This is a genomic window from Pleomorphochaeta sp. (genome assembly GCF_050031695.1).
Classification (GTDB): Bacteria; Spirochaetota; Spirochaetia; order Sphaerochaetales; family Sphaerochaetaceae; genus Pleomorphochaeta.
Genome location: NZ_JBNAIC010000011.1, coordinates 43,094 through 55,348, shown reverse-complemented (window position 1 = coordinate 55,348; position 12,255 = coordinate 43,094). Strand labels below are relative to the sequence as shown.

Sequence of the window (12,255 nt, the reverse complement as noted above, 5' to 3'; positions counted from 1 at the left end):
TAAAAATAAAGTTAATATTTTTTTCATATCTTTTATTTCTCCTTCTTTTTAAGTTATCTTTAATGATAAATTACTAACTAATAAAATACAAGTTATTTATTCAAAAAGTTGTATATATATTCACAAATTATCAATTTTTATGTATAGATAAAAATAATTTAAAAAAAGTTATTTAATACTAAATAGTTTTTAACTTATTCTTTTGTATATCTCATTTATTCAATACTACATATGTCAAATATATTATAATCTTCTTATTTTGTTTAAATAATGACAAATTATTTAATTAGACACTTTTTATAAATTTTGTATAAATTTCAACAAAATAAAAAGCCTCAATTACTATTGAGACTTTTTATTTTTTATATATCAAATATTTATGTTATTTCATTAATCTTCTAAATTCATACAATAAAATACCAGCTGCAACACTAACATTTAATGAATCAATATGACCTTGCATTTCAATAGAAGTTACATAATCACAATTTTCTCTAACTAATCTTGAAATACCTGAACCTTCATTCCCCATTACAATAACACTTCTTTTTGCAAATTCTGTTTTATAAGATGATTGTCCATTCATATCAGCAGCATATATCCAAAAGCCATTATCTTTTAATAATTTTAATTCTCTATTAATATTAACAACAGGAGAAATAGGAACATATTGAGCAGCGCCGCTAGAAATTTTAATTACAGTTTCATTTGCCTGAACACTTCTTCTCTCAGGAATTAATACTAAATCAACTCCAAATTGATCACAAGATCTTAAAATTGCTCCTAAATTATGAGGGTCAGTTATACCATCTAAAACAAGTACAAGCCCTCCATCGCCATCGTTCAATTCTGAAATATATTCTTTAACATCTTTAGTATTTATTCTTCCTTGAGATCTTCTAGCTCCACCTAAATCAAGAATAGCACCTCTATGATCAATACCTGGCATCATTTTATCCATCTCAGCTTTTGCTATTTTTTTAACAATAACTTTTTTGCTAAATCTTGCCATTCTATCTAAATCAGCAAATTTTTTACCTGTTCCTCTACATATATATAATGTAGATCCTGAAGGTGCCATTTTTATCCCTTCTTCTATTGCATGCTTGCCATATATCTTCTCACCCATGGTGTATCTCCTACCTATAAAACGTAAATTTAAACTATCATTAAATTTGAAAAAATACTAGCCCATAAAGAATTACATAACTAAAAAAAGCTCTCAATAATTAGGGTATCCCCTAAACTGAGAGCTTGTTATTTATTCAAAATAAAGACTATTCAAAAGGAATAGGAGTTGGAGTTTCCTCTTCACCTAATACTTTAGATAATTCTTTTAATAACTTTTTAGCTTTTTGTGAAGTAATACCAATTTTAGGAGTATCAACTCTTAACTTAATATACATATCACCTCTTCTATTCATATTCCTATCTTTAGGAATACCTTTATCTTTAACTCTAATTAGTTTTCCATTTTGAACACCAGATGGAATTACAACTTTAATTTTCTTACCATCAAGTAATGGAACTTTTATTTCAGCACCTAATGCAGCTTGAGTCATTGATATTGGTATTTGAATATAAACATCATAATTATGTCTTACAAAATATTTATGAGGTTTAACATTTATATAAACATACAAATCACCTGATGGTCCACCGTTTCTTCCAGCATCACCCATACCTCTTAAAGATATTCTTGTACCATCATCAGCTCCAGGCGGAATAGACACTTTTACTTTTTGTTGTTTTCTTACAACTCCTGAACCATGACAATGATTACATGGATCTTCAACAACCCTACCAGTACCATTACAATTACTACAAGGTGTTGATACAGCAAAGAAACCACTAGACCTATTTACTTTACCTGTACCATTACAATGAGGACAAGTTTTAGTTCCACCAGTCTTACTACCGCTACCATTACAATCTGGACAACTTATATGATGAGCATATGATATTTCAATTTTTTTACCAAAAGCAGCTTCTTCTAAATCTAAAGTAACATCATATCTTAATGTCGCACCAACGCTTGGACCAGAACTTCTTCTTGATGAAGTTCCACCGCCACCAAAAAATGATTCAAAAATGTCGCTAAATCCGCCGCCACCAAAAATATCACTAAAATCATTGTAAACATTAGAATAATCATGACCACCAGCCATACCATCAATTCCAGCAAATCCGAACTGATCATAGGTTGAGCGTTTCTTTTCATCACTTAATACTTCATAAGCTTCAGTAGCTTCTTTAAAACGTTCCTCTGCAGCTTTATCGTCTGGATTTCTATCCGGATGGTTTGCAACAGCTAGTTTTCTATAAGCTTTTTTTATTTCATCAGCATTAGCTGTCTTAGAAACACCTAATACTTCATAATAATCACGTTTTGCCACGACACTTTCCTTCTCTTATTCAATCTAAAACACATCATGCCTCTATGACATGATGCGTTTTAGTTTATTGTTTTTAAATTGTTTAGTCTACAACTTCAAAGTCTGCGTCTTCAACTCCGTCATCTTTTGCAGCTGAAGCATTATTATTAACATCTTCATTTGCTTGATTAGGATTTGCTCCTGCGCCTGCTGCACCAGCAGCTTGTTGAGCAGCTGCAGAATCTTTATATACTTCTTCAGCTAATTTATAAGCTGCTTGTTGTAAAGTTTCTACTTTTGCTTTAATATCTTCAGCACTTGAAGAAGCGTCAGCAACAGATTTCTTTAAATCTTCTAAAGCAGCTTCAATTTTAGCTTTATCTTCAGCACCAACTTTATCACCATAATCTTTTAATGATTTTTCAGTTGAATAGATTAAACCATCAGCTTCATTCTTTGCATCAATCTTAGCTCTTTCTTTTTTATCTTCTTCTGCATGTGCTTCAGCGTCTTTAACCATATTATTGATTTCATCATCAGAAAGACCTGAAGATGTTTCAATTCTAATTTTTTGTTCTTTACCTGTACCTAAATCTTTTGCAGATACATGAACAATACCATTAGCATCAATATCAAATGTTACTTCAATTTGTGGTACTCCTCTTGGAGCTGAAGGAATTCCTTCTAAATTAAAATTACCTAAAGTTCTATTTTGTGCAGCCATTTCACGTTCACCTTGCAAAACATGAATTGATACAGCAGTTTGACCATCAGCAGCAGTTGAGAAAATTTGGCTTTTCTTTGTAGGAATTGTAGTATTTCTTTCAATTAATTTAGTACAAACACCACCTAAAGTTTCAATACCTAATGATAATGGAGTAACGTCTAATAATAATACATCTTTAACATCACCACCTAAGATACCACCTTGAATAGCTGCACCCATTGCTACAACTTCATCAGGGTTAACACCTTTATGAGGTTCTTTGTTAAATAATGATTTTACTGTTTCTTGTACTAGAGGAACACGTGATGATCCACCAACTAAGATAACTTCATCAATATCACTTGCAGATAATCCAGCATCTTTTAATGCTTTAATACAAGGCTCTTTAGTTCTATCTACTAATGGTTTAACCATTTGTTCAAAACGAGCACGAGTTAATGACATTTGTAAGTGTTTTGGACCTGTTTGATCTGCTGTAATAAAAGGTAAATTGATATCAGAATTTGTTGAATTAGATAATTCAATTTTTGTTTTTTCAGCTGCTTCTTTTAATCTTTGAAGAGCCATTTTATCTCCTGAAAGATCAATTCCAGTTTCTTTTTTAAATTCTTCAATCATCCAATCAATAATAACTTGGTCAAAGTTATCACCACCTAAATGAGTATCACCATTTGTAGATTTAACTTCAAATACGCCATCACCTAATTCAAGGATAGAAATATCAAATGTACCACCACCTAAGTCGTATACAGCGATTTTTTCTTCTCTTGAAGCATCTTTACCAAAACCATAAGCTAAAGCAGCAGCTGTAGGTTCGTTAACAATTCTTTTTACTTCTAAACCAGCAATTTTACCTGCGTCTTTAGTTGCTTGTCTTTGAGAGTCGTTAAAATAAGCAGGAACTGTTACAACAGCTTCAGTTACTGTTTCACCTAAATAATCTTCAGCAGTTTTTTTCATTTTTTGTAATACAGCTGCAGAAATTTCTTGTGGTGAATATTCTTTACCTCTGATATCTACTTTAATTTCATTATTTGATCCAGTTGTTACTTTATAAGGAACCATCTTTAATTCACTTGGTACCTCATTATGCTTACGTCCCATAAAACGTTTAATTGAGAACACAGTATTCTCTGCGTTAGTTACAATTTGGTTTTTTGCTGGTTGACCTACTAAACGATCACCTTTTGCTGTGTAACCAACAATTGAAGGAGTTGTTCTTTGTCCTTCTGAGTTGGCAATTACCATTGGTTCATTTCCTTCCATTACGGAAACACAACTGTTAGTTGTTCCTAAATCTATTCCAATAATTCTACCCATAATATATCTCCTGGTTGTTCTTTATTTGATTAATATTTTTTCTATAATATAAAAGTAATAATACTTTAATTAATCGTCAATTAATTTGGTTTACCAACTTTAACTTTTGCAGGTCTTATTACTCTATCATGTAATGTATACCCCGCACCTAATTCTAATAGAACGACTTCTTTATCATATTCATCACTTTGTTCCATCATGTAAGCTTCATGTTTTGAAGGATCAAATTCTTCTCCAACACATTCTAACTTTTTTAAACCCCAATTTTTTTCTAGGACAGTATGAAGTTTATCATTTACCATAACAACTCCATCATGAATCTTATCAAAATCTCTTGCAGATTCACTTGCTGTAATAGCTCTATCAAAATCATCTAGAGATTGTAATAAATCACAAATTAATTGATTATTTGCAAATTGAATACTATCTTCTTTATCTCTAATCAATCTTTTACGAAAGTTTTCAACTTCTGCAACTTTTCTTAATAAGTCATCCTTAGCTTTTTGTTCTGCTGCTTTTGCTTCTTCTAATTCCTTTTGAAGTTTACAAATTTCTAATTCTTTTTCTTCTAAAGGAGTTAATTCTTTTTTCTTAGCTTTTTTAGCCTTTTTAGAACCTTTTTCAACATCATCTCTCTCAATATTTACTTCTACTTCGGTTTCTTCTACTTTTGTTTCTTTTTCATTAGTAGTTTCTTTACTCATTTTTGCTATCCTATATATTTTAAATGGACCTTAAAAAAATTAACTAATTTATTATCATTAGTTAATTTAGTTCCTTTAATATTTTTAATTACGTGATAAAAATAATACTAGGGAAAATAATCGTCAAGTGTCTTTTATAAAAAAATTTATTCAAGTTCTATTTCTTCTTCTTCCCCAACTATTTCATATTTCTTTTTTTCATCATTTTTATCGTTTTTTACTATTTCTGCATCCTCTATATCTTCGCTTATATTTAGTATTTTTGTTTTTTCTGAATTATTAGCCATATCATTTATTGAATCAATTACTTGATTTATAGACTGTTCGATTTCTTCGACTTTATTTAACCCAACTTTTTCAATTCCAAGCAACAAAGAATCCTTATTTTTATTATTTAGCTCTATTATTTTTTCTTTATATTTATTTATTTCATTTTCTTTATATTTAGATATTGTATTTATAAATTCTTTTTTAATTTCAGAATTCTCTATTTGAAAATCTTTTTGGTTTTTTTCTAAATCATTAAGCATATTAGAACTTTCTTGAATTATATTTTCTAAATTTGTTGTTGCTGTATTTAGCATATGAATTTTAGAATTCAATTTATCTTCAACAATACTTATATAATTATCTATCTCTTTAATATAACCATTTCTTAATTCTTCTAGCTTGGCTTCATAATCACCATAGTAAGTATTTTGTTTTTCAACAGCTATATCATAAGTATCTATTATTTTATATGTCTCTTTTTGGTGCTCTTTAATTAAATCTTGAAGCTTAGATAAGTCTTCACTTTCTTTTCTTACTTTGACTACCCAATCATGAGTCTCATTAGTGTTAACATCTAATACACCTAACATATTTCGATATCTTTCAACAACATTAGTTAACTTGGAAATTTCTTCCCCATTTGTTTTCAATTTTTGTAATTTTCTATCTACTTGAAAAATCATTTTACTAACTTCGTTTTGTTGTTCAACAATCTTTTCTTCAGAGATAATTATTTTCTCATCAATGTTTTTTTCTGCATTTCTGATTCGGCTTAACAAATTTTTGTTTATATCTTTATTTTTTTTAGAATTATTCATTTTAGAATTAATTATTAACAAATTAATTATTATTGAAAATAAAAAAAGTAAAAATGGTAATATTAAATTAATATTCAAAAAAAGCCTCCTAGATTTTATAACAATAACGATTCTATTTCATACCAATCTTTGCAAATATAATTAGCCTTTTTAAACTTTGCTTTATCTTTCTTGTTAGAAATATATAAAGTTTTCATACCTGCATTATTAGCACCGATTATATCTTTATTATAACTATCTCCAAAATATATACAATTCTTTGGATCTATATTTATTCCATTTGATAATTGAAGAAAGGTATTAAGAGAAGGTTTTAAATATCCTGTTTCTTCACTTGAAATAGCAAAATCTACAATATTTTCTAAGCCTAAAGTTTGAACTTTCTCAGCAATAGGAAAATCACTTAATAATGCTATTTTTAATCCTTTATCTTTTGCTTTTTGTAAAGTTAATAACATATTATCATAAGCTTTTATACTCATAAAAGACTTTTCCCATGCTAAATAAAACTGTTTATTTATAGCATTTTTTACTTTATCAAGTTCTTTATCTGTTGGATTAGTTTTACCAAGATATATTTTAGCTTGTTTATCTAAAAAGCCTTCTCTATCTTGAGTTATAGGTTTCTCTAACTCTTGAGTTGATCTATATAATTTGCGAACTTTATTAAAGCTTAATCCTAATTTTATATTAGGAAAAGCTGTTAATATCAATCTCAAATTCATTTGAAATTTAGGATATAAGGTTCCATCAATATCAAGGCAAATTGCCTTGATATTATCTTGCTCAACAATTGACATTACCTTTTTCTACCTTTTTTGTTTTTTTCAGCTTTCTTAGCTTTATCAATTGCTTTACCTAAGGATGCTTTATTTCCTGGTTTTTTATTTTTCTTCTTAGCATATGCCTTACCTGAAGTTGGTTTCTTTTTGGAAACATTTTCTTTTTCAATAGGCTTATTAACTTTTGAGAGAATAGGTTTATCACCTTTTTTATTTAAGGACGGATTCCGTCTTCTCTCTCTTAAATCTACTTCAAGAGGAATTTGTGAAAATCCTAAGTCTCTTCTAATACAGTTCTTTAAATATTTTACATATATCTCAGGGAAGTTCTTAATTCTATTTACAAAAAATAAGAATCTAACTGGCGTTGCGCTAACTTGTGTTCCATAATAAACTTTAAAATGACCTTCACTGCCTCTAGGAGGGGTGTAGCTTTCAGTCCAATTTTTTAGAGCATTATTTATAGTTGATGTATCAACTCTCTTATTTAATTGTTTCCAAACTCCCCATACAGTATCTAACATTGAAGAAATTTTAATACCATTTAAAGCACTAATTGCTGTTATTGGAGCAAAATTTAATATAGGGAATAAGAATCTGATTCTATCTTTTATAGCAGTTAATTCATTCTCTATACCGGTTAATTGGTCAATTTTATTTAATACTAAAATAATACCTTTACCTTTTCGTACAATTAAATTAGCAATCTTCTTATCTTGATCTGAAAGGCCTTCAACACTATCTATCATTAATAAGATAACATCTGCTTCATCTATTGTTTTTATAGCTCTATTAACTGAATAATATTCAACATCTTCTGCTACTTTACTTTTACGTCTAATACCAGCTGTATCAAGTATTGTAAAATCAGTACCTTTATATGCAAAAGCCCCACGAACAACATCACGAGTTGTTCCTGCAATATCTGAAACTATTGAAACATCATCACCAACTAATAAGTTAGTTAAAGTACTTTTCCCTGTATTTGGTTTACCTAATACAGCAATTTTGACTGATTCAATATCCTCTTGTGGTTCAAATCTTTCTTCTAAATCAAGTAGTCCTAATAACGTATCTTCTAATTCTTCAATGCCATGGCCATGTGCAGCACTAATTCCTACAACTCTTTGAAAACCGTAAGAATAATATTCCCAAATCATATCTTCTCTATTAGTATCATCAATTTTATTTACTACTAATAATATTTTTTCATTATATGGTCTTAGTTGTTCAATTAATATTTCATCTTCTGCTGTAACATTCATACAATCCATCATTAAAATAACAACATCACTCTTATCTAATAAAGATAAACTCTTTTGAGAAACTAAATCATCAAGTCCTTCAATTTCTTGTTTTACCCCGCCACTATCTACTAAAGTAATATAGTTATTTCCTATTAAACATCTTTCAGGAATAGGATCCCTTGTTACTCCAGGTGTTGGATCTGTTATCGCTCTTCTTTTTCCTATCAATCTATTAAATAAAGTAGATTTACCTACATTCGGTCTACCTATTATTGATACTACTGGTATTTTTTGATTATCCATATCTTCTTGTAGTATTAAACTACTCTCCTATCAAAATTATTTACCTTATTTTTTATTATAAGGTATGTGATTTTGGTAAATGCTCAAATCTTTCGCTCATCCATTTCTTAATATAGTTTACTATTTGATTTGAGGAATTCATTTTTAGCACTTCGTTAGCCATTTCCTTTGCATCTTTATAATCTATAGTTCTCAAAATTTTTCGAACTTCTAATAAAGATGAAGGACTCATACTAAATTCATCTAATCCTAATCCTGCTAACAATATCGTAGCATAAGGATTACTAGCCATCTCACCACACATTCCTATTGGAATATTAGCTTTATGAGCATTATCTATTACTAATTTAATAATTCTCAATACGCCTGGATGAAATGGTTGATAAAGATGAGCTATTTTTTCATTTCCTCTATCAACTGCTATAGTATATTGAATCAAATCGTTTGTTCCTATTGAAAAGAAATCAACTCGTTTTGCTAATTCTTCAGATATAAGGGCAGCAGAAGGAACCTCTATCATTGTTCCAATCTTTATATCTTCATCAAAAGGTATTTTATTTACCCTAAGTTCTTCCTTTACTTGATTTAATATTAATAAAGTTTGATCTAATTCATCTAGTCCACTAATCATAGGAAACATTATATGAAGTTTGCCATAAATGGAAGACCTTAAGAGTGCTCTTAGTTGAATTCTAAAGATATCTTTTCTCTCTAAGCAAAATCTTATTGCTCTCCAACCTAATATAGGGTTTTCTTCATCTATTCCTAAACTTGATACAGCTTTATCTCCACCAATATCTATTGTTCTAATAGTTACAGGCCTTCCTTCCATTTCGTGTAAAACTTGTTTATATGTATCAAATTGAACTTCTTCTTTTAATAAACCATTCTTTTGTAAGAATAAAAATTCACTTCTAAATAGGCCTATACCTGAAGCTCCTTTCTCAATACTATTTTTTATTTCATCAGGAGTTTCAATATTCGCTTTTAATTCGTATGTTTTTTTATCAGGAGAAATAACTGGAAGTTTAGATACTGTCAATAATTCTTTTTGGTGATTATCCCATTTTTCTTTAATATTATCAAAGTTGTTTTTGACATACCATTCAGGTCTAATTACAATTTGACCTTCATTACCATCGAGAATAACCTCATCTCCATTTCTTGCTTTTAAACTTGCACTGTTTAAACCTAAAACAGTTGGAATACCAAAAGATCTTGCAAAAATTGCTACATGAGAAGTTCTTCCTCCCGTATCTACAGCAATAGCTTTAATCCACTTCTTCTTTATGGTTAACATTTCAGATGGAAGTAATGAATCTGCTACTAAAATCACTTCTTCATTAATGTGAGCAAGTTTTCGGCTTTTTCTCTTTAGAAGGTTTTCTATTATTAATCTAGAAATATCACTCATATCGATAGCTCTATCTCTAATCATTTCAATTTCACTAGCTTCTAAAGTCGCAATTAATGATGCGCTTACACTTTCAACAGCCCAAGCAGCATTTTGATAATGAATCTCTATTGCATCTTTTATCTCCGATATAAATTCAGGATCTTGCAACATGATAACATGTGTTTCAAGTATTTCTTTTTTTGTCTCATCAACAATTGAATTTAATAATGCTTGAGTTTCATTAATGCTTTTTTCAACAGCATTCTCAAACTTTAATAATTCTTCCTTAACCAATTCAGGTTCAATTTTTTCTTTACTTACTTCAAGAGTGTTATGAGTAAAAACTAATGCTCTCCCACTAGATATTCCCCCCGAAGCTGCTATTCCATTGAGTATTCTCATATGGACTTATTTTACGTTCTATTTTTTAGCTTGTAAAGTATCGATTATTATAATTATTTATTATAGTATAAAGATATGAGAAGATTTACTTTTAACAACAATAATAAAGGTAATAACCTTTTTTATATTTTAATTATCTTTATAATTTTAACAATTATAGAAATAATTATTTTCTATCCAAAAGTAAAAAATGCAATAGAAGAATCTAATGCTTTAGAATTAAGAGCTCAAGCAAAACAAAATAAAGACGAAGCTAATTTTCGAGATTATACTTTATTTTTTGTATCTATGGATAATAAAATTATAAGCTTTGATTATACCGCTACTAAACGATACGATAAACTCCATGATAGTTTTGAATATCAATTAATGACTCCACCAATTAATGCTTTAGAAAAATATTGTGTTACATTAATTCCTGAAAAAACTCAATTAATTGGAGTTACATTAGAAGATAAAGCTTTATATTTAAATGTTACTAAAGATATTTTAAATAGTGATAATTTTGCTCTTTGCTACGAACAACTTAGAGCACAATCCCTTTCAATTAATAAAGAAGCTAAATTCTTCTTGTTAATTGAAGGTGATTTATATGATAAAAACAAAAATCTAATTAAAAAATATTCTTAGTTTTCTTTAAATAATTTACTCTAAAGAACAAAAATAAGGCTTCACAAAGAAATGAAATTACATATGAGATAGAAGCTAGATAAACCCCTGCTAAATGTAAAATAGAAGGTAAAACTATTATCGAAATCATAAGTGATATTACATTTATAAACACACCTATTGTAATTGAAGTAGTATTTCTAATTGATACAAGAGATGCTCTAAAATAAGCTATTTTTGCAGCTGTAAACGGTAAAATCAATACTAAACCTAAAGATATTGGCAAATAATTTAATAGAGCTGTTGGTAAATTAGATATATTTATAAACCATAAATTTAATATAGGTTTACTTAAATATACAATTACATAAATAACTGTAATACATATTGCAACTATATTCACAAATGATTTTATAGTTTTTAAATTTTCTTTTTTATATTCAGCTATTATTATTTCTTGTAAAGACTGACTTATAGAGGTATATAAAAATAGATATGCTAATATAACTGGCCAAATAGCTAAGGATTCTATTGGATTTAAACCTCTTGTTATACCTAGATTTAATAAGGGTCTAATACCTAAAGTAATCCAAGATGTAAAAGCTAAAGGAATATAAAAATTAACCATTTGTTTTAGATTTAAATTCTCACTATCAGTTTCAGGTAGCTCTTTTAATATAGGTTTTACAAATATATAGGCAGATATCATACCTGAAATTACACCAAATGTAAGTGTAATACCACCTAATAAAGCTCCTCTTATATTTAAAAAATTAAGTCCAACAAATAATACAACAAAAGCTACAGCTATTCTTATATACATAACTATAGGAACATATTTACTTCTACCGTGTTTTATCATAACACCTTGCCATAATCTTCTATAACCAATAGTTGGAGACCAAGGAATCATTAAGACAAAACACCAATATGCACTATCTATTAATTCAGTAGGTAAATCAAAAATTTTTTCTGCAGCAAAATAAAAGACAGAAGGAATACAGAATATTAAATGCGCTACTAAAGTGATTATTGCTAACACATTCATAATTGTTAAAATTTTTTTATAAGAACTTATACTTTTAGTTATTGCAGTTCCAGCAGAAAGCATTTGAACAATTGGCCCTTCAATAAAAAGAGCTAGGGCAAAAGAATAACCAAAGGCAGCTAATTGATTAGTTGCATCTGGCAATCTTGATATAAAACTAGTTATCATAGGTTGTTCGCTCGCCATAACAATCCACATTAAGGCTAAAGGAACCCATGATAAAAATAACTTTTTCTTTGTGATACTCATAGTGA

The 12,255-nt window shown here is 28.7% G+C and carries 10 protein-coding genes; 1 reads left to right on the top strand and 9 read right to left on the bottom strand.

Annotation, left to right across the window (positions count from 1 at the left end):
• Positions 1 to 382: 382 nt before the first annotated feature.
• The 8 genes from rlmB to ptsP all read right to left on the bottom strand — a co-directional run bounded on the left by rlmB (position 383) and on the right by ptsP (position 10,344).
• Positions 383 to 1,129 carry a 23S rRNA (guanosine(2251)-2'-O)-methyltransferase RlmB gene (gene rlmB, locus ACPKM0_RS01490; protein ID WP_472473021.1) on the bottom strand — a complete coding sequence of 249 codons (747 nt, stop codon included), beginning with the start codon at positions 1,127 to 1,129 and terminating at the stop codon, positions 383 to 385.
• Positions 1,130 to 1,277: 148 nt separating this feature from the next.
• Entirely contained in the window at positions 1,278 to 2,396 is a 1,119-nt protein-coding gene (gene dnaJ, locus ACPKM0_RS01485; RefSeq protein ID WP_472473020.1) for a molecular chaperone DnaJ, read from the bottom strand.
• Between the two features lie 82 nt (positions 2,397 to 2,478).
• Positions 2,479 to 4,422, bottom strand: coding sequence for a molecular chaperone DnaK (dnaK, locus tag ACPKM0_RS01480; protein WP_472473019.1), 1,944 nt, complete (start codon positions 4,420 to 4,422; stop codon positions 2,479 to 2,481).
• An 80-nt stretch (positions 4,423 to 4,502) separates the two neighbouring features.
• A complete protein-coding gene (locus ACPKM0_RS01475; protein ID WP_472473018.1) occupies positions 4,503 to 5,126 on the bottom strand; it encodes a nucleotide exchange factor GrpE in 624 nt (207 codons plus the stop codon).
• A gap of 146 nt (positions 5,127 to 5,272) precedes the next feature.
• Positions 5,273 to 6,292 (bottom strand): hypothetical protein, encoded by a 1,020-nt coding sequence (locus ACPKM0_RS01470; RefSeq protein ID WP_472473017.1) that lies wholly within the window; start codon positions 6,290 to 6,292, stop codon positions 5,273 to 5,275.
• Between the two features lie 17 nt (positions 6,293 to 6,309).
• Positions 6,310 to 7,014 (bottom strand): HAD family hydrolase, encoded by a 705-nt coding sequence (locus tag ACPKM0_RS01465; RefSeq protein ID WP_472473016.1) that lies wholly within the window; start codon positions 7,012 to 7,014, stop codon positions 6,310 to 6,312.
• The gene (gene der, locus ACPKM0_RS01460) at positions 7,014 to 8,546 is read right to left on the bottom strand and encodes a ribosome biogenesis GTPase Der (protein WP_472473015.1); all 1,533 of its coding nucleotides are present in this window, start codon (positions 8,544 to 8,546) and stop codon (positions 7,014 to 7,016) included. Before der ends, ACPKM0_RS01465 begins: the two co-directional genes overlap by 1 nt.
• A gap of 55 nt (positions 8,547 to 8,601) precedes the next feature.
• Positions 8,602 to 10,344, bottom strand: coding sequence for a phosphoenolpyruvate--protein phosphotransferase (gene ptsP, locus ACPKM0_RS01455; RefSeq protein WP_472473014.1), 1,743 nt, complete (start codon positions 10,342 to 10,344; stop codon positions 8,602 to 8,604).
• A 75-nt stretch (positions 10,345 to 10,419) separates the two neighbouring features.
• Here ptsP and ACPKM0_RS01450 point away from each other — a divergent pair, with 75 nt between their 5' ends.
• Complete coding sequence (locus ACPKM0_RS01450; protein WP_472473013.1) at positions 10,420 to 10,974, top strand: hypothetical protein; 555 nt, start codon at positions 10,420 to 10,422, stop codon at positions 10,972 to 10,974.
• On the opposite strand, the gene ACPKM0_RS01445 is transcribed toward ACPKM0_RS01450, so the two are convergent.
• Positions 10,958 to 12,250, bottom strand: a complete 1,293-nt coding sequence (locus ACPKM0_RS01445) for a hypothetical protein (protein WP_472473012.1) — start codon at positions 12,248 to 12,250, stop codon at positions 10,958 to 10,960. The two genes, ACPKM0_RS01450 and ACPKM0_RS01445, sit on opposite strands and share 17 nt — an antisense overlap.
• Positions 12,251 to 12,255: the final 5 nt, after the last annotated feature.

Excerpts from the sequence above, each read along its gene's own strand:
- rlmB (WP_472473021.1), bottom strand. The coding sequence starts at position 1,129 with ATGGGTGAGAAGATATATGGCAAGCATGCAATAGAAGAAGGGATAAAA.
- dnaK (WP_472473019.1), bottom strand. The coding sequence starts at position 4,422 with ATGGGTAGAATTATTGGAATAGATTTAGGAACAACTAACAGTTGTGTT.
- der (WP_472473015.1), bottom strand. The coding sequence starts at position 8,546 with ATGGATAATCAAAAAATACCAGTAGTATCAATAATAGGTAGACCGAAT.
- ACPKM0_RS01445 (WP_472473012.1), bottom strand. The coding sequence starts at position 12,250 with ATGAGTATCACAAAGAAAAAGTTATTTTTATCATGGGTTCCTTTAGCC.
- ACPKM0_RS01450 (WP_472473013.1), top strand. The coding sequence starts at position 10,420 with ATGAGAAGATTTACTTTTAACAACAATAATAAAGGTAATAACCTTTTT.
- ACPKM0_RS01465 (WP_472473016.1), bottom strand. The coding sequence starts at position 7,014 with ATGTCAATTGTTGAGCAAGATAATATCAAGGCAATTTGCCTTGATATT.
- ACPKM0_RS01475 (WP_472473018.1), bottom strand. The coding sequence starts at position 5,126 with ATGAGTAAAGAAACTACTAATGAAAAAGAAACAAAAGTAGAAGAAACC.
- ptsP (WP_472473014.1), bottom strand. The coding sequence starts at position 10,344 with ATGAGAATACTCAATGGAATAGCAGCTTCGGGGGGAATATCTAGTGGG.